This window comes from Streptomyces cahuitamycinicus, assembly GCF_002891435.1.
In the GTDB taxonomy this organism is placed as follows: domain Bacteria; phylum Actinomycetota; class Actinomycetes; order Streptomycetales; family Streptomycetaceae; genus Streptomyces; species Streptomyces cahuitamycinicus.
In genome coordinates this window covers 1-23,059 of sequence record NZ_POUC01000092.1, presented here as the reverse complement: position 1 = coordinate 23,059, position 23,059 = coordinate 1, and the positions used below count along the sequence as shown (strand labels likewise).

At 73.7% G+C, this 23,059-nt stretch carries 21 protein-coding genes, 2 pseudogenes and 1 riboswitch; of the genes and pseudogenes, 17 read left to right on the top strand and 6 right to left on the bottom strand.

Features of this window, described 5'->3' with window-relative positions:
- Window positions 1–122 precede the first annotated feature (122 nt).
- The 3 genes from C1J00_RS15340 (at window position 123) to C1J00_RS15330 (ending at window position 5,369) form a co-directional block, all read left to right on the top strand.
- Window positions 123–1,862, top strand: a complete 1,740-nt coding sequence (locus tag C1J00_RS15340) for an RICIN domain-containing protein (protein ID WP_102909635.1) — start codon at window positions 123–125, stop codon at window positions 1,860–1,862.
- Between the two features lie 415 nt (window positions 1,863–2,277).
- The gene (locus tag C1J00_RS15335; protein ID WP_102909634.1) at window positions 2,278–4,674 is read left to right on the top strand and encodes a phosphoketolase family protein; all 2,397 of its coding nucleotides are present in this window, start codon (window positions 2,278–2,280) and stop codon (window positions 4,672–4,674) included.
- A gap of 71 nt (window positions 4,675–4,745) precedes the next feature.
- On the top strand, window positions 4,746–5,369 hold the full coding sequence (locus C1J00_RS15330) for a DedA family protein (RefSeq protein ID WP_102909633.1): 624 nt from the start codon (window positions 4,746–4,748) through the stop codon (window positions 5,367–5,369).
- Window positions 5,370–5,383: 14 nt separating this feature from the next.
- Here the strand turns inward: C1J00_RS15330 and C1J00_RS15325 are convergent, their stop codons facing one another.
- Entirely contained in the window at window positions 5,384–5,911 is a 528-nt protein-coding gene (locus C1J00_RS15325; RefSeq protein ID WP_102909632.1) for a gamma carbonic anhydrase family protein, read from the bottom strand.
- A gap of 110 nt (window positions 5,912–6,021) precedes the next feature.
- Between C1J00_RS15325 and C1J00_RS15320 the strand changes: the two genes are divergently transcribed.
- Window positions 6,022–6,786 (top strand): acyltransferase, encoded by a 765-nt coding sequence (locus C1J00_RS15320; RefSeq protein ID WP_102909631.1) that lies wholly within the window; start codon window positions 6,022–6,024, stop codon window positions 6,784–6,786.
- A 9-nt stretch (window positions 6,787–6,795) separates the two neighbouring features.
- Here the strand turns inward: C1J00_RS15320 and C1J00_RS15315 are convergent.
- Window positions 6,796–7,035, bottom strand: a pseudogene (locus C1J00_RS15315) (DMT family transporter); the annotation flags it as partial.
- Between the two features lie 169 nt (window positions 7,036–7,204).
- Between C1J00_RS15315 and C1J00_RS15310 the strand changes: the two are divergent.
- Both C1J00_RS15310 and C1J00_RS15305 read left to right on the top strand, forming a co-directional pair.
- Entirely contained in the window at window positions 7,205–7,777 is a 573-nt protein-coding gene (locus tag C1J00_RS15310) for an XRE family transcriptional regulator (protein ID WP_102909630.1), read from the top strand.
- A 43-nt stretch (window positions 7,778–7,820) separates the two neighbouring features.
- Window positions 7,821–8,378 carry a YbaK/EbsC family protein gene (locus C1J00_RS15305; protein ID WP_102909629.1) on the top strand — a complete coding sequence of 186 codons (558 nt, stop codon included), beginning with the start codon at window positions 7,821–7,823 and terminating at the stop codon, window positions 8,376–8,378.
- A gap of 1 nt (window position 8,379) precedes the next feature.
- On the opposite strand, the gene C1J00_RS15300 is transcribed toward C1J00_RS15305, so the two are convergent.
- Window positions 8,380–9,444 (bottom strand): cation diffusion facilitator family transporter, encoded by a 1,065-nt coding sequence (locus C1J00_RS15300; protein WP_102909628.1) that lies wholly within the window; start codon window positions 9,442–9,444, stop codon window positions 8,380–8,382.
- Between the two features lie 63 nt (window positions 9,445–9,507).
- Between C1J00_RS15300 and C1J00_RS15295 the strand changes: the two genes are divergently transcribed.
- Window positions 9,508–9,867 carry an ArsR/SmtB family transcription factor gene (locus C1J00_RS15295; RefSeq protein ID WP_180989562.1) on the top strand — a complete coding sequence of 120 codons (360 nt, stop codon included), beginning with the start codon at window positions 9,508–9,510 and terminating at the stop codon, window positions 9,865–9,867.
- Between the two features lies 1 nt (window position 9,868).
- On the opposite strand, the gene C1J00_RS15290 is transcribed toward C1J00_RS15295, so the two are convergent.
- The 3 genes and pseudogenes from C1J00_RS15290 to C1J00_RS15280 all read right to left on the bottom strand — a co-directional run bounded on the left by C1J00_RS15290 (window position 9,869) and on the right by C1J00_RS15280 (window position 11,991).
- Window positions 9,869–11,092, bottom strand: coding sequence for a 4-hydroxybenzoate 3-monooxygenase (locus C1J00_RS15290; RefSeq protein ID WP_102909626.1), 1,224 nt, complete (start codon window positions 11,090–11,092; stop codon window positions 9,869–9,871).
- 22 nt (window positions 11,093–11,114) lie between these two features.
- Window positions 11,115–11,555, bottom strand: a pseudogene (locus C1J00_RS46755) (APC family permease); the annotation flags it as partial.
- Between the two features lie 7 nt (window positions 11,556–11,562).
- A complete protein-coding gene (locus tag C1J00_RS15280) occupies window positions 11,563–11,991 on the bottom strand; it encodes a CoA-binding protein (protein ID WP_102909625.1) in 429 nt (142 codons plus the stop codon).
- A 79-nt stretch (window positions 11,992–12,070) separates the two neighbouring features.
- Window positions 12,071–12,260: riboswitch (cobalamin riboswitch) on the top strand.
- A gap of 70 nt (window positions 12,261–12,330) precedes the next feature.
- Here C1J00_RS15280 and C1J00_RS15275 point away from each other — a divergent pair.
- The 10 genes from C1J00_RS15275 (at window position 12,331) to C1J00_RS15230 (ending at window position 22,959) form a co-directional block, all read left to right on the top strand.
- Window positions 12,331–13,347 (top strand): ABC transporter substrate-binding protein, encoded by a 1,017-nt coding sequence (locus C1J00_RS15275; protein ID WP_102909624.1) that lies wholly within the window; start codon window positions 12,331–12,333, stop codon window positions 13,345–13,347.
- Window positions 13,344–14,396: a FecCD family ABC transporter permease gene (locus C1J00_RS15270; RefSeq protein ID WP_102909623.1), complete on the top strand. Its 1,053-nt coding sequence runs from the start codon at window positions 13,344–13,346 to the stop codon at window positions 14,394–14,396. The genes C1J00_RS15275 and C1J00_RS15270 overlap by 4 nt, the downstream gene beginning before the upstream one ends.
- Window positions 14,397–14,413: 17 nt before the next feature.
- Window positions 14,414–15,232, top strand: coding sequence for an ABC transporter ATP-binding protein (locus tag C1J00_RS15265; protein WP_439333403.1), 819 nt, complete (start codon window positions 14,414–14,416; stop codon window positions 15,230–15,232).
- 102 nt (window positions 15,233–15,334) lie between these two features.
- Window positions 15,335–16,051 (top strand): hypothetical protein, encoded by a 717-nt coding sequence (locus tag C1J00_RS15260; protein WP_245936353.1) that lies wholly within the window; start codon window positions 15,335–15,337, stop codon window positions 16,049–16,051.
- The gene (locus tag C1J00_RS15255) at window positions 16,048–16,590 is read left to right on the top strand and encodes a SixA phosphatase family protein (protein ID WP_102909621.1); all 543 of its coding nucleotides are present in this window, start codon (window positions 16,048–16,050) and stop codon (window positions 16,588–16,590) included. The genes C1J00_RS15260 and C1J00_RS15255 overlap by 4 nt, the downstream gene beginning before the upstream one ends.
- A 124-nt stretch (window positions 16,591–16,714) precedes the next feature.
- Window positions 16,715–16,999: a hypothetical protein gene (locus tag C1J00_RS15250; RefSeq protein WP_102909620.1), complete on the top strand. Its 285-nt coding sequence runs from the start codon at window positions 16,715–16,717 to the stop codon at window positions 16,997–16,999.
- Window positions 17,000–17,068: 69 nt separating this feature from the next.
- Window positions 17,069–17,695, top strand: a complete 627-nt coding sequence (locus C1J00_RS15245; RefSeq protein ID WP_102909619.1) for a YigZ family protein — start codon at window positions 17,069–17,071, stop codon at window positions 17,693–17,695.
- A 353-nt stretch (window positions 17,696–18,048) separates the two neighbouring features.
- Window positions 18,049–19,212, top strand: coding sequence for an exonuclease SbcCD subunit D (locus C1J00_RS15240; RefSeq protein ID WP_102909618.1), 1,164 nt, complete (start codon window positions 18,049–18,051; stop codon window positions 19,210–19,212).
- Complete coding sequence (locus C1J00_RS15235; RefSeq protein WP_102909617.1) at window positions 19,209–22,202, top strand: AAA family ATPase; 2,994 nt, start codon at window positions 19,209–19,211, stop codon at window positions 22,200–22,202. The genes C1J00_RS15240 and C1J00_RS15235 overlap by 4 nt, the downstream gene beginning before the upstream one ends.
- Window positions 22,203–22,440: 238 nt before the next feature.
- Entirely contained in the window at window positions 22,441–22,959 is a 519-nt protein-coding gene (locus tag C1J00_RS15230) for an immunity 21 family protein (RefSeq protein WP_102909616.1), read from the top strand.
- Window positions 22,960–23,059: the final 100 nt, after the last annotated feature.

Below are 23,059 nucleotides of genomic sequence, written 5' to 3'. Positions count from 1 at the left end.
CCAACCCCCCACGCCCGCCGTACCCGCCACGCCCCGGAGCCGGGGCAGGGGCCGCGGAGTCCGACCGCAATCTTCTCGCCCGGGTCGGTGAACCCGCCGAAGCGCCGCGCGCCGTCGCGCTGTTGCTGGCGCGCCACTGGCGCTCGGTCTACGAATACGCCGTGATCTGCCTGGCGTCCTCGGAGGATTCCGCGGCGATGGTGGCAGCCGCCGCCTTCCGTGAGGAGCTGGCCCGGCCGGGCGGTGGCGCCCTGCGTCCGCGGCTGCTCAGGGCGGTCCGGGAGACGGTCGGGGAGTGGGCCGCGGACGACGGCCTTTCCGGAGTTCTGCCGGAACTCCGCAAAACCGTCGGCGCCCGCGGCCTGCGCGCCGCCCGCTCCGGTACATCCGAAAGGCGACGCCTCGCGGAGCGCGCTTTCCGCGGCCTTCCGGGTGCTTCCCAATGCCTGCTGTGGCACACCGAGGTCGAGGCCGAGCTCATATCCGTACCGGCCGGTCTGCTGGGAGTCGACGTCGCTACCGCTTCGGCCGCCCTGCTGCAGGCGCGCGAGGAATTCCGGTCGGGATGCGTACGGGCGCACCGGGAACTCGCACCGACGCAGGAATGCCGCTACTACAACCGCCTGCTGGACGTTCCCATGCGCCGTGGCGGGGCCCTGCTGCCGGATGTGCAGCGGCATCTCATGGCATGCCGCTACTGCCGTCACGCCGCCGAACAACTCAGCCACTTCGAAAGCGGTCTGGAAGACCTGCTCGTGGAGACGGTGCTCGGCTGGGGCGCCCGCCGCTACCTCGCGTCACGGCCGGGCCGCGACGAGGGCCGGTGCGCGCTGCCCGCCGGCGGACGGCACCGCCTCCGGTCCCGGGCCGAACCGGCGACGACCGGCCGGCCCGGGGCGCCGAGGAGGTACACCAAGGCACTGGCCGCCGCGGTCGGGGTGACCTCCCTCGTGCTGTTGGCGACCCTGCTCACGGCCCGCGGCTGGACGGAGGAGAGCGGCACCCCCGGCCCTCAGGTGACCTGGGGGGCGGTCAGTGGCCACTCCATCGACCCGGACGGCGCGGGCTCCGCTGCCGTGGGCCCGGACCCCACGGCGGCATCGTCCGAGGAGTCCTCGTCCGCCGCTGCCCCGTCGGCCGCCTCCGCCGGCGGCTCCGTCGAAGTGGCCCGGGGGCGCCTGCGCAACATCGACGACGGCCTGTGCCTCGACGTCCGGGGCGGCAGGGCCCGGGCCGATGCCCGCATCGTGCTGACCACCTGCTCCGAGGGCGGGTCCCAGCAGTGGTCGTACCAGGAGGACGGCGTCCTGCGCAGCGGCGCCGACCCGACCCTGTGCGTCGGTTCCGACCCCGCCGGGGGCTCGGTCGTCCTGGCAGGGTGCCTGGTGCACGCCGGAGTCGTCCGCTACGACCTGACCGTGCGCGGCGAACTCCTGCCGCGTGGCGGCAGGGGACTGGCCGTCGCCCCCGGCGAGGGCCGGGACGTGGTCGTCACCGCTCGCGACGGCTCCACGGCGCAACGCTGGACGGTGGAACCGCCGGATGCCCCCAGGGGCCCGGGGGAGTCCCGGCGGAAGCGGGCCGAGGACACTCCGCTCGAGAGCCGCGAGAACCGCGAGGAGCCGGGGCAGCGGCCGTACGGCGAGGCCCCGCCGGGGCAGCGGCCCGAACCACCGCGCGGCGATTCCGGGGAACCGCCCCAGGAGCGGTACGAGACGCGGTTCGCGCCCGTGGACTGCTGCGAGGAGGCCGAACCCGTGACCGCCGAGGCCGGTACGCGGCCCGGCTCCGACGTCCTCGGTCCCGCGACCGACACGGTGGCCGACGCCGTGACGGCACTCCACTCCGCCGCCCTGCCGTAGACCGAACCGGGGCCGCCCGCCCGGGCGACCGCGGGGGCCAGACGTTCACCCGCCCCTCCCGTGGTGACGGACGGAGCGTCAGCGGCCCCTGGCGCCTGGTGCGTCCATGGCCGACACCGTGCCCCGCATCGCCCGGCGGTCCGCCCCGCGTCTGCTCGGCGGGGCGATCGCCCCGCCCGCGGGGCCGACGTCTGCACCACGCGACGGGCCCACGGCGTCGACGAGGCCGCCCGGGCCACCCGGACCCCGGGACGTCGCCCTGTCCGCCTGCGGGGGCGCCGTCGAGGGGCAGACCGCACGTGCTCCGCGGCCGGCACCCGGCGGTGCGACCGGCATGGCCGAGAGGCGCCTGGCATCGAACCGGAACAGACTGGTACTCCTCCTGAGGCCGCCCGCAGAACCCAGGGAGTCACTCATGCCCGAGTCCCCACGCCAGGACAGCAGGACCGACAGCCGTACCGCACCGACCGACGAGGAACTGCGCACGCTGGACGCCCACTGGCGGGCCGCCAACTACCTGGCGGCCGGGCAGATCTACCTGCTGGCCAACCCCCTGCTCACCGAGCCGTTGCGGCCCGAGCACATCAAGCCGCGGCTGCTGGGTCACTGGGGCACCTCACCCGGGCTGAACCTCGTCCACACCCACCTCAACCGCGTGATCAAAGCGCGCGATCTGGACGCCCTGTGCATCTGGGGCCCGGGCCACGGCGGCCCGTCGGTCCTCGCCAACTCGTGGCTGGAGGGCAGCTACAGCGAGAAGTACCCGGACGCCTCCCGGGACGCGCAGGGCATGGAACTGCTGATGCGGCAGTTCTCCTTCCCCGGCGGCGTGCCCAGCCACGTCGCCCCGGAGGTGCCCGGCTCGATCCACGAGGGCGGCGAACTCGGCTACTCCCTCGCCCACGCCTACGGCGCCGCCCTCGACCACCCGGGCCTGCTGGTCGCCTGCGTGATCGGCGACGGCGAGGCGGAGACCGGCCCGCTGGCCGGTTCCTGGCACGCCAACAAGTTCCTCGACCCCGTCCATGACGGTGCCGTCCTGCCGATCCTGCACCTCAACGGCTACAAGATCGCCAACCCGACCGTGCTGTCCCGCCTCCCGCAGGCCGAGCTCGACGCGCTCCTGCGCGGCTACGGCCACGAGCCGATCCACGTCACCGGCGACGATCCGGCCACCGTCCACCGCGCGATGGCCCAGGCGATGGACACCGCGCTGGACCGCATCGCCGAGGCCCAGCGCGCCGCCCGCGATGACGGCGTGACACAGCGCCCGCACTGGCCGGTGATCGTGCTGCGCACCCCGAAGGGCTGGACCGGCCCGGCCGAGGTCGACGGCGAGCCGGTCGAGGGGACCTGGCGTTCCCACCAGGTGCCGCTGGCCGGTGTCCGTGACAACCCGGACCACCTGCGGCAACTGGAGGCCTGGCTGCGCTCCTATCGCCCCGAGGAGCTCTTCGACGCCGAGGGCCGGCCGGTCGCGGACGTCCTCGCCTGCGTCCCCGAGGGCGACAGGCGGCTCGGCGCCACCCCGTACGCCAACGGCGGGCTGCTCGTCCGCGATCTGCCGATCCCGTCCCTGGACGACTTCGCCGTGCCCGTCGACAAGCCGGGCACCACCCTGCACGAGCCCACGCGCGTCCTCGGCGACCTCCTCGCCCAGATCATGCGGGACACCGCCGACCGCCGTGACTTCCGCCTGGTCGGACCGGACGAGACCGCCTCCAACCGGCTCCAGGCCGTCTTCGACGCCAGCGGCAAGGCCTGGCAGGCCGAGACCCTCGACGTCGACGAGCACCTGGACCGGCACGGCCGGGTGATGGAGATCCTCTCCGAGCACCTCTGCCAGGGCTGGCTGGAGGGCTATCTGCTCACCGGCCGGCATGGGCTGTTCTCCTGCTACGAGGCGTTCGTGCACATCGTCGACTCGATGGTCAACCAGCACATCAAATGGCTGCGCACCTCCCGGCGACTGCCGTGGCGCGCCCCCATCGCCTCCCTCAACTACCTGCTGACCTCCCATGTGTGGCGGCAGGACCACAACGGCTTCTCCCACCAGGACCCCGGCTTCGTCGACCACGTCCTCAACAAGAGCCCCGAGGTCGTCCGGGTCTACCTGCCGCCGGACGCCAACACCCTGCTGTCGGTGGCCGACCACGCCTTGCGCAGCCGCGACTACGTCAACGTGATCGTGGCGGGCAAGCAGCCCTGCTTCGACTGGCTGTCGATCGAGGAGGCCCGGGTCCACTGCGCCCGCGGCGCCGGCATCTGGGAGTGGGCGGGCACCGAGGACGGCACCGAGCCCGACGTCGTGCTGGCCTGCGCCGGTGACGTCCCGACCCAGGAGACGCTGGCCGCGGCGCACCTGCTCCGCCGGTACCTGCCCGAGCTGTCCGTCCGGGTCGTCAACGTCGTCGACCTCGCCCGGCTACTGCCCCAGGGGGAGCACCCGCACGGCATGAGCGACTTCGAGTACGACGGCCTGTTCACCACCGACAAGCCGGTGATCTTCGCCTACCACGGCTATCCGTGGCTGATCCACCGCCTCGCCTACCGCCGCACCGGCCACCCTCACCTGCACGTGCGCGGCTACAAGGAGGCCGGCACCACGACCACGCCGTTCGACATGGTCGTCCGCAACGACCTCGACCGCTACCGCCTGGTCATGGACGTCATCGACCGCGTCCCCGGCCTCGCGGTGCGCGCCACGGCCGTACGCCAGCGGATGGCCGACGCCCGCACCCGGCACCACGCGTGGATCCGTGAGCACGGCACCGACCTGCCCGAAGTCGCCGAGTGGAGCTGGAACGCCTGAGCCGCGAGGGACGTCCTGACAGCCGGTAGGCTTCCCGGGGCACGCAGGAAGCTCAGGGAAAGGAACCGGCGTTGCACGTCCAGGAGTGGCTCGAAACCGTACCCGCGGTCGCCGTCTACGCACTGGTGGGGCTGGTCATCGGCCTGGAGAGTCTGGGCATCCCGCTGCCGGGCGAGATCATCCTCGTGTCCTCGGCGCTGCTCGCGTCCCAGCACGGCGAGATCGACCCCGTCGTCCTCGGCGCCAGCGCCACGGCCGGTGCGATCATCGGCGACTCGATCGGCTATGCCATCGGCCGCAAGGGCGGGCGGCCCCTGCTGGCCTGGCTGGGCAACAAGTTCCCCAAGCACTTCAGCGAGGGCCACATCGCCACCGCCGAGCGCTCCTTCGAGAAGTGGGGCATGTGGGCCGTCTTCTTCGGCCGCTTCGTCGCCCTGCTCCGCATCTTCGCCGGGCCCCTCGCCGGGGTGCTCCGCATGCCGTACTGGAAGTTCGCCATCGCCAACGTCCTCGGCGGCATCCTCTGGGCCGGCGGCACGACGGCGGTCATCTACTACGTCGGCATCGTCGCGGAGTCCTGGCTGAAGCGCTTCTCGTGGCTCGGCCTCGTCGCGGCGGTCCTGGTGGGCCTCACGTCCATGCTGCTGCTCAAGCGCAAGGCGAAGCAGGCCCAGCCGGTGCCCGCCGCGGAGTAGAGGGGGCTTTCCTCCTACGCGTGCACCTCGCGGTGCGCCTTGGCCAGCTCGGCGTACATCGTGCCGTTGAGGGTGACACCCTGCCGCTCCTCCTCCGACAGCTCCCGCCGGACCTTCGCGGGCACCCCCGCCACCAGCGAACCGGGCGGCACGACCATGCCCTGCGGCACCAGCGCCTGCGCGGCGACGAGCGACCCGGCCCCGATCACCGCGCCGTTCAGGACCGTCGCACCCATCCCGATCAGACAGTCGTCCTCGACCGTCGCCCCGTGCACCACCGCGTTGTGTCCGATGCTCACCCGCTCACCGACGCTCACGGGAAACCCCGGGTCGGCGTGGAGCGTGCAGTTGTCCTGGACGTTGCTGCTCGCCCCGACGGAGATCGCCTCGACGTCGCCGCGCACCACGGCTCCGTACCAGACGCTCGCCCCGGCGCCCAGGGTCACGCCTCCGATCACGGACGCCGTCGGCGCCACGAACGCCGTCTCGTCGATCTCCGGCTCCCTGCCGCCGATCCCCGTGATCATCGCGCGCTGACCCATGTCCGCCTCCCAGCGTCGTAGACAACGCGCAAACCGTACGCCACCCGGTGGGGCGAAGATCACAGGCATCCAACGCCGCGGGCGGAGCTACCGCTGAGTACGGTGAGCTCGTGCCGAAGCGCAAGAACACGTTCTCATCCTGGCGGCGGGGCCTCACGCAGCGCGCCGTCCACGCGGGCTGGTCCTGGGTGCAGCGCACGGGCTCGGTCACCGCCGAACACCCCGGCCGCTACCGGTTCGGCACGATGGGAACAGGTACCAGACTCGCCTTCCCGCTCGGCACGGTCTTCGGCGAGCCCTGGATCCACCTCGGCTCCTACTGCATCATCGGCGAGCAGGTCACCCTCACCGCGGGCCTGATGCCCGACCTCGACCTCGGCCCGGACCCGATCCTGCGCATCGGCGACGGCGTCGTTCTGGGCCGCGGCAGTCACGTCATCGCCGACACGACGGTCACCATCGGCAGCGACTGCTACTTCGGACCGTACGTCTACGTCACGTCCACGAACCACTCCTACGACGACCCGCACCAGCCGATCGGCAAGCAGTGGCCGCGGATGGAGCCGGTGGAGATCGGGCCCGGCTGCTGGATCGGCACCGGAGCGGTGATCCTGCCGGGCGCCCGGATCGGGCGGAACGTGGTGGTGGCCGCGGGCGCGGTCGTGCGGGGCGCGGTGCCCGACCACGCCGTGGTGGCGGGCGCACCGGCCCGCGTCGTACGGCGCTGGACCCCCGCCGACGGCTGGCAGCCACCGCTGCGCACCCCGGCGCCGGTGCCGATACCGGACGGCGTCACCCCCGAGCAGCTTCGCGCGCTGTCGGACCTGGACGAGGAGGCGGCGGCCGGACTCGCGGAGCTGGAGCCCGGTTCCTGAACGGTCCGTTCAGCCCGACGCCAGCAGCACCGTCCCCACCAGGGCCAGCCCCGCCCCGGCGGCCTGCACCGCCCGCAGCCGTTCGCGCAGGACCCCCCGCGCGGCCACGGCCGTCACCACCGGGTACAGGGAGGCCAGCACGGCGGCGACCGTCACCGGGCCGTGCTGCGCGGCGATCGAGTACGTGCCGTTCGCGGCGACGTCCGGCGACTGCGAGACCACGACCACCGTGAGCGCCGGTGTGCGCCGGGTCAGCAGACCGCCGCCGAAATCGGCCAGTCCCCACAACAGGCTGGTGGCCAGGGCGAAGAGCGCTGTCATGGGGCGGATACCTCGCAGTACAGTTCAGTGCACGATCAGGTCAACCACACCATAGTGCAGTCGGCTGCACTGTGTCATACACAATATTGGACGGAACGTGTCGGACCTCGACCTGCTGACCCAGTCCCTGGCGCGGAGCGTCAAGCACTGGCGCGCGGTGCGCGGCTTCACCCTGGACGTGCTCGCCGCCCGGGCGGGCGTCAGCCGCGGCATGCTCATCCAGATCGAGCAGGCCCGCACCAACCCCAGCCTCGGAACCGTCGTCAAGATCGGCGACGCACTCGGCGTCAGCATCACGACCCTGCTCGACTACGAGCAGGGCCCGAACGTGCGGATCATCCCGGCCGACCAGGCCGTGCGGCTCTGGCACACCGACGCCGGCAGCTACAACCGGCTCCTCGCGGGCACCGAGGCGCCCGGCCCGCTGGAGATGTGGGACTGGCGGCTCATGCCCGGCGAGAGCAGCCCGTCGGACCCCCACCCCGCCGGCACGACCGAACTGCTGCACGTCACGGCGGGCGAACTGACCCTCACCGTGGACGGCGTCGAGCACCGGGTGCCCGCGGGCTCCAGCGTCCACTTCGAGGCCAACGTCCCGCACACCTACGGCAACACCGGCGACGAGCCCATGGAGATGGTCATGGCCGTCTCGGTGCCGCCCGTGACCTGACACTCCCGGCCCGCCGCCGGTGCGCTGTTGTTAGCGTGCGGCCATGCGCGCACCCATCGGACACTTCGACAACGCCCGGCCGGCCCCCGCCTGCCTCGCCGAACTCACCGCCCCGGTCGCCGACGCCGTACGCCACTGGCGGGGCAGCGTCCCGGCCGAGCAGATCGTCTACGTCGACACCGACCCGGAGTGGGCCGACACCGCCACCTTCGTGGAGCACTACGGGCGGGACCTGTTGGAGCGGTCGGCGAACTGCGTGGTCGTCGCGGGCAAGCGGGGCGGCGAGTCCACGCTCGCCGCGTGCGTCGTGCTGTCCACCACCCGCGTCGACGTCAACGGCGTGGTGCGCCGGCAGCTCGGTGCCCGCAAGGCCTCCTTCGCCCCGATGGACACGGCCACCGGCGAGACCGGCATGGAGTACGGCGGCATCACCCCGCTCGGGCTGCCGGACGACTGGCCCGTCCTGGTGGACGCGGCCGTCGTCGACCTGCCGTACGTGCTCGTCGGCAGTGGCCGGCGGCGCGGCAAGCTGCTGGTGCCGGGCAAGGCGTTCGCGGAACTGCCGCATGCCGAGGTGCTGGAGGGGCTCGGGATCTCCTGAGCTACGCCGCGACGTGGTGGGCCAGGGGGAGATGGGGGTCGCTCTCGCCCGGTGCCGGTTCCGGATCCGCGTGCACCAGGGCCGCGGTCAGGCGCGGTACCGCGTGCAGCAGCGCGTGCTCGGCGTCCACGGTGATGCGGTGGGCTTCGCGCACCGTCGCGTCACCGTCCACCACGACCGCCACCTCGGCGCGCAGCCGGTGGCCGATCCAGCGCAGCCGCAGCTCACCCACCCCGCGCACCCCGGGCACCTCGGTCAGGGCCCGCTCGGCCCGGTCGACCAGCACCGGGTCGACGGCGTCGAGTACCCGGCGGAACACCTCCCGGGCCGCGTCCCGCAGGACCAGTACGATCGCCGCGGTGATCAGGAGCCCGACGATCGGGTCCGCCAGTTGCCATCCGAGGGCGGAGCCTCCGGCGCCCAGCAATACGGCCAGCGAGGTGAAGCCGTCGGTCCGGGCGTGCAGCCCGTCGGCGACCAGCGCGGCCGAGCCGATGGAACGGCCGACGCGGATGCGGTAGCGGGCCACCCACTCGTTGCCCGCGAAGCCGACGAGGGCGGCCACGGCGACCACCGGCACGTGCGCGACCGGGCGTGGATCCAGCAGCCGGTCCACAGCCGTCCAGCCGGCGAAGGCCGCGGACGCCGCGATCGTCAGGACGATCACCAGACCGGCCAGGTCCTCGGCCCGGCCGTAGCCATAGGTGAAACGGCGCGTGGCCGCGCGCCGGCCCAGCACGAACGCGATCCCGAGCGGGACGGCGGTCAGCGCGTCCGCGGTGTTGTGCACCGTGTCACCGAGCAGCGCCACCGACCCGGAGACGGCCACCACGACCGCCTGGGCCAGCGCCGTCACACCGAGGACGGCGAGCGAGACCCAGAGCGCCCGCATCCCGCGGGCCGAGGACTCCAAGGCGGAGTCGACCTTGTCGGCCGTCTCGTGGGAGTGCGGGGCGAGGAGGTGGGCCATCCGGTGGCGCAGGCCGCGCGGGCGCCCGTGGCCGTGCCCGTGGTCGTGCACATGGGTGTGGCCTTGAGAGTGGGAGTGCTCGTGCCGGTCGCTCACGTGGATCCCCTTTCGGTGCGCGCGAGAGTGGACGTACCCGTCCCGGGGCGCCATTATGTGCGTATGAGCGCACGCATGCACCTCTCATCTGCGCATGATGCGCATCCGCGCAGCCCCGGCGAGGAACAGTTCGCCCTCGCCGCGGAGCTCCTCTCCCTGCTGGGCGACCGCACCCGGCTCGCCCTGCTGCACGCGCTGACCGGGGGAGAGGCCGACGTCACGACCCTCACCGAGGCGTGCGGGGCTGCCCGGCCGGCCGTCAGCCAGCACCTGGCGCGACTGCGTCTCGCGGGCCTGGTGAGCACCCGCAAGGAGGGCCGCCGGGTGATCTACGCCCTGCGCGACGGTCATCTGCGCCGGCTCGTCGACGAGGCGCTGAACGTGGCCGACCACCGCCTCCGGGACCGCCCCCCGCACGACTGAGTCAGTACCGCGCGGCCGTCCCCAGATACTGCTCGGCGAAGGCGGCCGCCGCCGCGGGCGAGGTGAACAGCCGGCGCAGCCGGGCGACGGTGGTGCCCGCGCGGAACGGGTCGCCCGCCGCCGTGCCGTGGTACACCTCGGACAGCCACTGCGAGAACTCCTGGTAATCCCACACCCGCCGCAGGCACGCCTCCGCATAGCCGTCGAGGCCGCTGCCGTCCCCGCTGGTCAGCCGCGCGACCAGGGCGTCACCGAGCAGGAAGGCGTCGTGCAGGGCGAGGTTCATGCCCTTGGCGGCGATGGGGGCGACCAGATGGGCCGCGTCGCCGGCGAGCAGGAGCCGGCCGTGCACCATCGGCTCGACCACGTAGTCGTGCATCTCCAGGACGCGCTTCTCGATCAGCCGCCCCTCGGTCAGCGGCGGCGCACCGGCCGCCCCGAGCCGCTGCCGGAGCTCCGACCAGACACGCTCGTGCGGCCAGTTCTCCGGAGCGTCGCCCGGCGGGCACTGGAGGTAGTAGCGGGTCACCTCCGGGCTGCGGGGCATCTGGCCGGCGAAGCCGCGCGCGTGGCAGCCGAACAGCACGCAGTCGGCGGACGGCGGCGCCTCGGCGAGCAGAGCCAGCCAGCCGATGCCGTAGTCGTGGCGCGCGATCCGGGCCCGCTCGGGCGGGAGTGACGCCCGGCTCACCCCGCGCGCCCCGTCACAGCCGGCGACGAAATCGCAGTGCACTTCCTGGCGTTCACCCGTCTCGGGGCAGGTGTACGAAACCCGTGGCCGGTCGGTGTCGAGGTCGTGGATCCGCACGTCACGGACCCCGAAGCGGATGTGCCCGCCCCGGACGTCGGCGTACTCGCGCACCAGGTCCGTCACCAGCAACGGCTGCGGGTAGACGAAGTGGTGGCTGCCCGTCAGCCGGCCATAGGGGAACCGGAAGCGCTCCCCGCCGAAGCGGAACTCGCACGCGGTGTGCAGCTCCGCGCGGTCCAGCAGGTTGCGGGCGAGGCCCCGCTTCTCCAGGCCGCGTACGGCCCATTCCTCGATGACCCCGGCCCGCGGCCGCTGTTCGATGACATCGCGGGTCTCCGTCTCCAGCACCAGGCAGTGCACGGACGCGGCCCGCAGGATGTTGCCGACGGTCAGGCCCGCGGGGCCGGCGCCCACGACGACGACCGGAAAACGTTGTGTGGCACCGGAGTTGGCCGGCGGAACGGGGCGGGGCATGCGCACATTATGGAGGCCGGCCTCAGGGGACGGGCACCTCCTCGACGGGCACCTCCTCGATGCTCCGCTCGATCTCCCCGGCCGGGGAGGCCGAGGCCCGCGCCCAGTGGTAGACCGCCCTCGAGCCGCGGCGCGTCGGGCAGACCCTTGCGGGTGGCGTACCAGGCGTAGCCGCCGAGCAGGACGTAGCCCAGGACGATGGCCACGCCGAGCCGCCACAGGGTGTCCCAGGTGGACCGGTGGATGATGAGGTCGGCCACCACGAACGACAGCGGCGAGAGGACCTTCCCGCCGGGCAGGCGGTAGGGCGCGCCCGGTGCGGCAACCGGTCCGCGAAGACGCCGTAGGCCAGCGGGGCGCCCGCGTACATCAGCACACTCGCCAAGGTGATGAAGCCGACCAGCTTCTGCCAGCTCGGGAACGGCAGGAAGCAGACCACGCCGGTCACGAAGGACACGATCAGGAACGCTTCAGGATTCCTGTACGCGGTGATGAGACAGCCGTGGGATCTCGATCGCCGGGCAGCGGTCCATCACCATCTCCAGGCCCGCCGCGCGGGTCCGGTCGTACGCCGCCTCGTCGATGACACCCAGCTGGAACCAGACGCCCTTCGCGCCCTTGGTGACCGCCTCGTCCGCGACGGCTCCGGCGAGGTGGCTGTTCACGAACACGTCGACGACGTCCACGTCGAAGGGGACGTCCGCCAGGCTCGCGTACCCCTTCTCCCCGTGCACCGTCTCCGCCTTCGGATGCACCGGCACGACACGCTTGCCGAAGCGCTGGAGCACGGCGGCCACACCGTACGCCGCACGCTGCCGGTTCGACGACAGGCCCACCACGGCCCAGGTGTCGCCCAGCTCGGTGAGGATCCTGCGGACCGTTGCCTCGTCGCCGTACACGGCGGCCTCCTCGAGAGTCGTGGACGAGCTGCTCTCCGGGCAACGACGCGGGACGCGCGGTGATTCCCCGCGACCTCCGTGATAGCTTGCCGAGGCCAGTCGAACCCATGTACGTGGGTCAGGGAATCCGGTGTGAATCCGGAACTGACGCGCAGCGGTGAGGGGGACGGGCGGGGCCTCGGCCACTGGACTCCCTCGCGGACGTCCGGGAAGGCGTCCCGATCCGGATGAACCCGAGTCCGAAGACCTGCTGGCGGCCCCCGCGGCCGCGTGCGGCGGGGGAGCACCGTACGACCGGGCTCCGCGAATGGGCCCTCGACGCCTGAGGACTGGTTCTCCGTGCCCCTCGCCCGACCCGCCCGTGCCGCCGTCCTGCTCACGGCCGGCTCCCTGCTCCTGACCGGCTGCGGCGGCACCGCGTCCACCGACGCCAAGCCTGCCGTCACCCTCACCAACTGCGGGCACGAGGTCCGTGTCGCGGCCCCGCCGCGACACGCCGTGTCCCTCAACCAGGGCACCACCGAGATCCTGCTCTCCCTCGGCCTGGCCGACCGCCTCGCGGGCACGGCCACCTGGACCGACCCCGTGATGAAGGGGCTGGGGAAGGCCGAAGCCAAGGTGCCGCGCATCGCCGACAACACCCCGTCCTTCGAACGGGTCCTGGACACCGAACCCGACTTCGTCGCCGCGTCCTTCGTCTCCACCCTCGGCAAGGGCGGCGTCGCCACCCGCGAGCAGTTCGAGAAGCTCGGCGTGCCCACCTACGTCTCCCCGTCCGACTGTGCCGGCAAGGACAACTCGGGCGGCGGCGACGGCGCACGCGACAAGGCCCTGGGCATCGACACCGTCTACGGCGAGGTCCGGGACCTCGCGACCATGTTCGGGGTGGAGGAACGCGGCGACACGCTCGTGGCCTCCCTCCGGCAGCGCATGAAGAAGGCCACTGCCGGCGCCGACGCCTCCGACGTCACCCTCCTCTACTGGTTCGCGAACTCCGAGTCTCCCTACATGGCGGGCTGTTGCGGAGCGCCCGGCATCATCACCCGCGCCCTCGGCGCGAAGAACGTCTTCGACGACACGCACGAGGAGTGGCCGCAGATCAACTGGGAGACGGTCGCCGACCGCGACCCCGACGTCCTCGTCATCGGCGATCTGACCCGCAGGTCCCAGACCGCCGAGTCCGCCGCGCGGAAGATCGCCTTCCTGGAGTCCAACCCGGTCACCAGGAACATGGACGCCGTCCGGCACAAGCGGTACGTGCTGCTCAGCGGACAGGCCATGAACCCGACCATCCGCACCGTCGAGGGCGTGGAGAGGGTGGCCGCCGGGCTGCGCCGGTTCGGGCTGGTGAAGTGACCGCCGGGAGTGTGCCGGGTGCCGGGACTCGGCCCCGGCGGGGGAACGGGCTCGCTCTGGGCGCGACCGGGGCGATCGCGCTCGTCGCCTCCCTCGCCGTGGCCATCACCATCGGTCCCGCCGACATCCGGGTCGCCGACGTGTGGTCCGTCGTGGCGGCCCGCCTCGGCCTCGGCAACCCGGAGCTGACGCCGATCCGGGACGGGATCGTCTGGCAGCTGCGGCTGCCCCGCACCCTGCTCGCGGCCGTGTGCGGAGCCGGTCTCGCCGTCTGCGGGGCGGTGATGCAGTCGCTGCTGCGCAACCCGCTCGCCGACCCCTTCGTGCTCGGGGTGTCCTCGGGCGCCTCCACCGGAGCGGTCCTCGTGGTCGTGCTCGGCGCGGGCGGCGGTGCCCTCTCGGTGTCCGCGGGCGCGTTCCTCGGCGCCCTGCTGTCGTTCGCGCTGGTGCTGCTGCTCAGCCACACCCTCGGCGGCACCACCGACCGGGTCGTCCTCGCGGGTGTCGCCGCCATGCAGCTCTTCTCGGCCCTCACCTCGTTCGTCGTGATGACCTCCGCCGACGCCGAGACGACCCGCGGCGTGCTGTTCTGGCTCCTCGGATCACTCGGCGGCGTCGGCTGGACCGACGTGTGGCTGTGCCTGGCCGTGCTGGCCGTGGCGCTGGTGGTGTGCCTGTCCTACGCCCGCACCCTCGACGCCTTCGCCTTCGGGCAGGACGCGGCGGCCGCGCTCGGGGTGTCCGTCGCCCGCACCCGGCTGGTGCTGCTGTGCGTCACGGCCCTGCTCACGGCCGCGCTGGTCAGCTCGGCCGGTGCGATCGGCTTCGTGGGACTGGTCCTGCCGCACGCCGCCCGGGCCCTGACCGGCCCGGGACACGCGCGGCTGCTGCCGGTCACCGCCCTCGCGGGAGCGGTGTTCCTGGTGTGGGTGGACACCCTCGCCCGGACGGTCCTCGAACCGCAGGAGGTTCCGGTGGGGGTCGTGACGTCACTGATCGGGGTGCCGGCGTTCGTGGCGGTGCTGTACCGGACGAGGAGGGCACGGTGAGCGGCGTGGAAGGCACGGTGAGCTGCGCGGCGGGCACGGTGAGCCGCGCGGACTCCCCGGCGGGAGCGGGGCTGAGGGCCGACCGGGTCAGCCGCCGTGCCGACGGGCATCTCATCCTGGACGGCGTCGCCCTCGCGCCGGAGACCGGCTCCACGGTCGGCGTCCTCGGCCCCAACGGCTCCGGCAAATCCACCCTGCTGCGGCTGCTGGCCGGGCTGCTCACACCGACCTGCGGAGTCGTCACCCTCGACGGCACACCGCTGGGGGATCTGCCCCGCCGTACGGTCGCGCGCCGCCTCGCCGTCGTCGAGCAGCAGTCGGACACCCAGGTCGAGCTGACGGTCGAGGACGTGGTGCGGCTCGGCCGCGTCCCGCACCGCCGCGCCTGGACGCCCGCCGCCGCCGACGACGAGCGGGCGGTGCGTGCCGCCCTGAAACGCACCGGCCTCGACGAACGTTCCGGCCGGCCCTGGCGCACCCTCTCGGGCGGTGAACGCCAGCGGGTGCAGATCGCCCGCGCGCTCGCCCAGGAACCCCGCGAGCTCCTCCTCGACGAGCCCACCAACCACCTCGACATCCACCACCAGCTCGACCTGCTCACCCTGGTCACGGGCCTGCCGGTCACGACCGTCGTCGCCCTGCACGACCTCAACCTCGCGGCGACGTACTGCGACCGGATCGTCGTGCTGTGCGCGGGGCGGGTCGTGGCGGAAGGCGCCCCGGAGGACGTCCTCACGGCGGAGCTCATCGCCGAGGTGTACCGGGTGCGGGCCGCCGTCAGCCGCGAAGGGCCCGAGGGCCGGCCCCATGTGCGGTTCCTGGGCACGCTGGCCTGAGAGGAGAGGCCCGGCACTCCAGGGCTGGGACGATTACGCCACGGTGGCCGGAAAACACCGAACCTGCCTGCGTGTGGCCGCCCACCCGCCTACGCTCGCCTCGTGCTGCGCATCATCGACGCCCGGACCGGCGAGCCGGTCGACGCCGCCCCGGCCCGCCGGGGCCTGACCCGTGTCGCGGTGCACGCGTCCGGTTCCGACACGACGAACCTGCGGGTGCTGCTCGTCGGAGACCTGCTCGTCAGGACCCTGGAGCTCGGCGGGACACCGGTGTGGGCGCTGCTGACCGGCGGCCGCCGACAGGCGGAGCTGCGCGCCGGCGCCGGGGCGCTCGGCATCCGCCCCTTCGAGGACAGCCCCGACGTCGGCGCCGGTCTGGGCGAGGCCCAGGTCGTCCATGTCGCCGCCAGGGGCGGACAGGCGCCCGACGGGGTGCGGATCGCCGTCGCGTCCGTGGAGCCGGATCCCCCCGGCCACTACGACCCGGCCGCCCTGCGCCTCGCCCTGATCACCCGTCACCACAGCGTCCCGGTCCGGCTGGACGCGGCCGGGCTCGACGACGCCCACGCCACCCTCGCCCGCTGGCGCGGTGCGGTCGCCCGCTGGGCACGGCAGCCCTCACGGCCGGTCCCCGACGCCGTGCGGCGGCGGCTGCGCGACGCCTGGGAGGACGACCTGGACGTCCCCGGCGTGCTGGACGTCCTGCGTCACGTCGAGACCGAGCCGGACCTGGCCGACGGCGCCCGGTTCGAGACGTACGCCTACGCCGACCGGCTCCTCGGCCTCGAGCTCACCCGCGAACTGGGAGCCCCGTCATGATCGAACGCGCCGGAGCAGGGCCGCTGCGCCGCCTGGTCGTGCTGCGGCACGCCAAGTCCGCCTGGCCCGTGGACGTCGCCGACCACGAACGCCCCCTCGGCCCGCGGGGCCGCCGGGACGCCCCCGCGGCCGGGCGGGCACTGGCCGACGCCGACCTCCTGCCGGACCTGGCGCTGTGCTCCACCGCCGTCCGCGCCCGCGGGACCTGGGACCTGGCCGCCGCCCAGTGGGGCACACCCCCGCCGGTCCGCCACGACCGGCGGCTGTACGCCGCGGGCCCGGCCGGCCTGCTGGCCGTCGTCCACGAGGTGCCGGCCGAGGTGGAGACGCTGCTGCTGATCGGGCACAACCCCGGGCTGGAGGAACTGGTCCTGGCCCTCGCCGGTGACGGCCTCGACGACACCCTGGAGCAGGTCAGTACGAAGTTCCCCACCTCGGCGATCGCCGTGCTGGCCTGGCGCGGCACCGCCTGGCGGGCCCTCGCTCCCGACACCGCACTGCTCACGTCCGTGACCGTGCCCCGGGGCACGAAGAAGTAGCCCGGGCCCCCGCGCCGGCATGCGTCCGTTCCAGTGATTGCGCCGGGTCCGCGCTGCGCGCACGTGCCGTGACGGGTACGCCGTCCGCGAGGAACGGCCGTGCCGACCCAGGAGGAGAACAGTCGTGCATGCGGTGATGCGGCGGTACGAAGGGGTGACCGACCCGGCCGAGGCGGGACGCCGGGTGAACGAGGAGTTTCTGCCGCTCCTCCGTCAGGTCCCGGGGTTCGTGGCCTACTACTGGATCGACGCCGGCGGCGGCGTGATGGTGTCGGCCGGTGTCTTCCAGGACCGGGCCGGCGCCGAGGAGTCGACGCAGAGGGCGGGTGGCTTCGTACGGGACCGGCTCGCCGAGCTGCTGCCCAACCCGCCCCAGGTCACGGCCGGCGAGGTCGTGGCCCACTCGTAGCGGACGTCCCGGCGGCTCCGGCCGGCCACCCCGCCGGGCGGCCTGCGGCCACACGACTAGGCTGGCCGGATGCAGGACGAATACCGCACGGTCGCCGGTGCCGGCGTGCACGAGACCGAGGTCAACCGCTCCCGCTTCCTGTGCGCCCTCGCCCCGGCCGCCACCGAGCAGGAGGCGCAAGCCTTCATCGCCATGGTCCGCAAGGAGCACGCCGACGCCTCCCACAACTGCTGGGCCTATGTGATCGGCGCCGACGCCTCCGTCCAGAAGGCGAGCGACGACGGCGAGCCGGGCGGCACCGCCGGCGTCCCCATGCTCCAGATGCTGCTGCGCCGCGACATGAGGTACGTCGTCGCCGTCGTCACCCGCTACTTCGGCGGGGCCAAGCTCGGCGCCGGCGGGCTCATCCGCGCGTACGGCGGAGCGGTCGGCGAGGCCCTGGACACCATAGGCACCCGCACCCGCCGCCGGTTCCGGCTGGCCACGGTCACCGTCGACCACCAGCGGGCCGGCAAGCTGGAGAACGACCTGCGCTCCACCGGGCGCGAAGTCCGCGACGTGCGCTACGGGGAGGCGGTCACGATCGGGATCGCCCTCCCGGACGCCGACGTGGACGCCTTCCGGTCATGGCTCGCCGACGCCACCGCCGGGACGGCCGGCTTCGAACCGGGCGGGGAGGCGTACGGGGACGCCTGACGGCGGTTCTCTCCCGAACCGCCCTGCCGTCGCCGACGGGGCAGCGGCCGGCGCAGGTCCGGCCCTCGGCGTCCGCCGCTTTCGGCATCGCCGGCAATCGCTTTTCGGCATCGCGCGCAATGACCTTTCGCTATCGCCCGCAATGGCCTTACCCGGCAGCGCGCGGAATGGTCTGCTTCACAGCACAGTTGGGACATTTCCCCTGAATTGTCGTCGGATGGGCGTGGCAGTCCGAGGTTCGTGGTGGACCAGGGACCCACACGCGCTAGCGTGGTGGGTCTGACAGCGGGCGGGACCGGCTCGTGCCGGTGGAGAGCGACAGCAGGGGGAGACATGCGGGCCGGGGCGGCGTCTTGAGGCTGCTGCACACCTCCGACTGGCATCTCGGCCGGGCCTTCCACCGGGTGAACATGCTCGGCGCCCAGGCCGAGTTCATCGGCCACCTCGTCACGACCGTGCGGGAGCGGTCCGTGGACGCGGTGGTCGTGTCGGGAGACGTGTACGACCGCGCCGTGCCGCCGCTCGCCGCGGTCGAGCTGTTCGACGACGCCCTGCACCGCCTCGCCGCTCTCGGCGTGCCCACGGTGATGATCTCCGGGAACCACGACTCGGCCCGTCGGCTGGGCGTCGGCGCCGGGCTGATCGGGCGGGCCGGCATCCATCTGCGGACCGAGCCGTCGGCGGCAGGCACCCCCGTGGTGCTGGCCGACGCCGACGGGGAGGTCGCCTTCTACGGGCTGCCCTACCTCGAGCCGGCCCTGGTGAAGGACGAGTTCGGTGTGGAGAAGGCCGGACACGAGGCCGTGCTCGCCGCCGCGATGGACCGGGTCCGCGCCGACCTCGCCGCCCGCCCGGCCGGCACCCGCTCCGTCGTCCTCGCGCACGCCTTCGTCACCGGCGGCGAACCCAGCGACAGCGAGCGGGACATCACCGTCGGCGGCGTCGCCGCGGTACCGGCCGGGGTGTTCGACGGCGTCGACTACGTGGCGCTCGGCCATCTGCACGGCTGCCAGACCCTCACCGACCGCGTCCGCTACTCCGGCTCCCCACTGCCCTACTCCTTCTCCGAGGCCGCCCACCGCAAGAGCATGTGGCTCGTCGACCTGGCCGCGGACGGTTCCGTCGACGCCGAGCGCGTCGACTGTCCGGTGCCCCGCGCCCTGGCCCGGATCCGCGGCACGCTGGAAGACCTGCTCGCCGACCCGGAACTGACCCGGCACGAGGAGGCGTGGGTCGAGGCGACCCTCACCGATCCCGTTCGTCCGGCCGACCCGATGGCCCGGCTCGCCGCTCGCTTTCCGCACACGCTCAGCCTCGTCTTCGACCCCGACCGCGACGAGGACGAGTCCGAGGTGTCGTACGCCCGGCGTCTCGCCGGCCGCAGCGACCAGGAGATCGCCGAGGACTTCGTCGCCCATGTGCGCGGCGCCGGCCCCGACGCGCGCGAACAGGGCGTGCTGCGAACCGCGTTCGACGCGGTACGGGCCGACGAGACCGTCCGGGAGGTGGCCCGGTGAGGCTCCACCGGCTCACGGTCACCGCCTTCGGGCCCTTCGGAGGCACCCAGACCGTCGACTTCGACGATCTGTCGAGCGCCGGGCTGTTCCTGCTGCACGGCCCCACCGGCGCGGGCAAGACATCCGTCCTCGACGCCGTCTGCTACGCCCTCTACGGCTCGGTGCCGGGCGCCCGGCAGGGCGTCGGGCAGGGCACGACCCTGCGCAGCGACCACGCCACCCCCACGACCCGCACCGAGGTCACCCTCGACCTCACCGTCGCCGGGCGGCGCCTGGAGGTCACCCGCCAGCCGCCCTGGGAGCGCCCCAAGAAGCGCGGTACCGGCACGACCCTGGACAAGGCCCAGACGTGGCTGCGCGAGTACGACGCGACGGCGGGGGCCTGGAAGGACCTCAGCCGCTCCCACCAGGAGATCGGTGAGGAGATCACCCAGCTCCTCGGCATGAGCCGGGAGCAGTTCTGCCAGGTCGTGCTTCTGCCGCAGGGCGACTTCGCCCGGTTCCTGCGCGCCGACGCCGAGGCCCGCGGCAAGCTGCTGGGCCGCCTGTTCGACACCCGCCGCTTCGCCGACGTCGAGAAGCGCCTGGCCGAGCGCCGCCGCGCCACCGAGGCCCGGGTGCGGGACGGGGACGCGGAGCTGCTGGCCGACGCCCACCGCATGCAGCAGGCCGCGGGCGACGCCATGGAGCTGCCCGGATCCGGCCCGGGCGAACCGGGGCTCGCCGAGGCCGTCCTGAGCGCGGCCGCCGTCGCCCGCAGCACCGCCCGCGAGCAGCTCACCGTCGCCGCGTGCACGCTCACCGCCGCCGAGTCCGCGCAGTCCGCCGCCGGCCGCGCCCTGGACGACGCCCGCGAACTGGACCGGCTCCAGCGGCGGTTCGTCCAGGCACGGGAACGAGCGGCGCGCCTGGAGCAGGGAGCCGCCGCCTACCGGGAGGCGCAGGCGCTCATGGAGCGGGCCCGCAAGGCCGAAGCGGTCGCCCCCGCCCTGGACCTGCGCGAATCCTCCGAAGCCGAACACCGCCGGGCAGCCGCCGCCGAGGCACGCGCGCGTGCCCTGCTGCCGGAGGCCTTCGCCGACGCGGGTGCGGCCGGACTCGCCTCCGCCGCCCGCCGGACCGCCGAGGAACTGGGCGGACTCGACTCGGCCCGCCGCGCCGAGCGGCGACTGGCCGAACTCCTCGACGAGCGCGCCGGCCTGGACCGCGAGGAGCACGCCGACGCCGACCTCCTGCAGGAGGCGGAGGCCTGGCTCGCCGGCTGGGAGGAGACGCGCACCTCACTCCAGACGCGGGTCGACTCCGCCCAGAAGGACGCCGCCCTCGCCGAGCAGCTCGCCGTACTGCGCGAGCCCGCGCGCCAGCGGCTGCGGGCGGCCCGCCTGCGCGACCAGCACGCCCACGACACCGACCAGGCGGTCGAACGGGTCCGCACCGCACAGGAAGAGACACTACGGGCCAAGCAGCACTGGCTCGACCTCAAGGAACAGCGCCTGAACGGCATCGCCGCCGAACTGGCCGCGAACCTCACCGACGGCGAACCCTGCGCCGTCTGCGGCGCCACCGAACACCCCGCCCCCGCCCGCAAGGACGCCGGACACGTCGACCGCGAGGCGGAGGAGCACGCCCTCGCCGCCTACCAGCGCGCCGCCGAACAGCACACCGAGGACGAGCGGCGCCTCGGGGTCGTACGGGAGGCACTGGCCGCCGCCACCGCGGAGGCCGGTGACACGCCCACCGGTCAACTCGCCCAGGAGGTCGAGGAGCTGGAGGAGCGGTACGCGCGGGCCCGCAGCGCCGCGGCCGAGCTGCACGCCGCGCAGGAGCGCCTGCGACAGGCCGGGCACGAACACGAACGGCGCCTCGCCGCCCGGCAGGAGGCCGCCGTACGCACCGCGTCCCGGGTCGGCCACCGGGAGCGGCTGGACCGCGAACGGGCCGCTCTGGAGGAGGAGCTGGACCGGGTACGGGGCTCCCTGGACAGTGTCGCCGCCCGGGCCGCACAGCTGGAGCGGCGAACCGCGCTGCTCACGGAGGCCGCCGACGCCGCCCGGGCCGCCGAGGACGGCGCCCGGCGGCTCAAGGACGCCGACGCCCGGCTCGCCGACGCCGCCTTCCGTGCCGGCTTCGAGACGCCGCAGGCCGCGGCCGCCGCCCTCCTCGGCAACGCCGCCCACCGTGAGCTGCAACACCGCCTGGACGCCTGGCAGCACGAGGAGGCCGCCGTCCGGGCCGTCCTCACCGAGGCCGACACGGCCGCCGCGGCCAGCGAGCCGCGGGCCGACCTGGACGCGGCGCAGCGGACGGCCGACGAGGCGGGCCGGCGGCTGCGCCACGCCGCCTCCGCCCACGACGCCGCCCGCCGCCGCTGTGCGGAACTCGACCGGCTGTCCGCCCGGGCGACCGCCTCCGTGCGCCGGCTGGCGCCGCTGCGCGAGGAGTACGACCGTGTCGCCCGGATGGCCGGTCTGGCCGCGGGCACCTCGGCGGACAACGAACGCCGGATGCGCCTGGAGTCGTATGTCCTCGCGGCCCGGCTGGAGCAGGTCGCCGCCGCCGCGACCGTACGGCTGCGCCGCATGTCGTCCGGCCGCTACACCCTCGTCCACTCGGACGACCGCACCGGACGGGGCCGCAGCGGGCTCGGACTGCACGTCGTGGACGCCTGGACCGGCCGCGAACGCGACACGGCGACCCTGTCGGGCGGCGAGACGTTCTTCGCCTCGCTGGCCCTGGCTCTCGGCCTCGCGGACGTCGTCACGGACGAGGCGGGCGGGGTGCGGCTGGACACCCTCTTCATCGACGAGGGCTTCGGCAGCCTCGACGACCAGACCCTCGACGAGGTCCTCGACGTCCTCGACTCCCTGCGCGAACGCGACCGCAGCGTCGGCATCGTCAGCCATGTGCCCGACCTGCGGCGGCGGATCCACGCCCAGCTGGAGGTCGTCAAGGGCCGGTCCGGGTCGGCACTGCGGCAGCGCGGCGCCTGAGGTCAGCGGCCCAGGGGGCGCCGGGGGAGGGGCGATGAGTACACCACGCTCGGCGTCATCGAGCCCGGCGCCCCGGTCTTCTCCGACATCTCGGGCGCGCGAGGGCCTGGCGTTCGAGACTTGGCGGGGCCGCGAGCGCCGGGCCGCGGACTCGCCGACGGCGCCCGTGGACACCGGTGACTGCGGCTGCTGAACCCCCGATCCTTTGCCGCGAGTTGACCCTGTAGGTTCTTGCGCCATGGTGCGATACGCGGAGCCGGGCGCAGTGGAATGGGTGGAGTCGGGCGGCGGGCCGCTGATAGCGGTACCGGAGACCGTCCTGCCGTTCTGGGCGGGCGCCGACGGCGAGGAGACGGCCTCGGACTACGACCGGGCCTGCGAGGTGGACGGCCACGTCGGCCTCCTCCCGGTCGGCGACTGCACCGCCCTGGTCCTGGGTGACGAGCCCGCTTCGACCGCCTATCTGCCCGAACACGGCATGTTCGTCCGCTGGTGCGCCGGCGACTCGGAGGACGAGCTGCTGGCGAGCGTCCCGCCGGCCGTCGACGGCGCGGAGTGGGATCCGGAGGTGCAGTGGGAGGTGCCGGGCACGGTCCTCCTGTTCGACGCGGCCTGGCCCGGGTCACAGCCGTCGGGGTCCGAGCACGTGCGGGTGGCCCTGGAACCCGGCCGGTACGCCGTGCGCGCGGCGAGGGTCCAGCCCGGCCCGGAGACCTGGCTCGGCCTGGTCCAGCTCCGACTGCTCGCGCGGAGATGACCCGGCGTCACCGACGGGAAAACCGCGTGCGCCGGGCTGCCGGCCCGATCACGATGAATTCATGCCACGACTTCCCCACCCCACCCCTGAGGAACTGCGC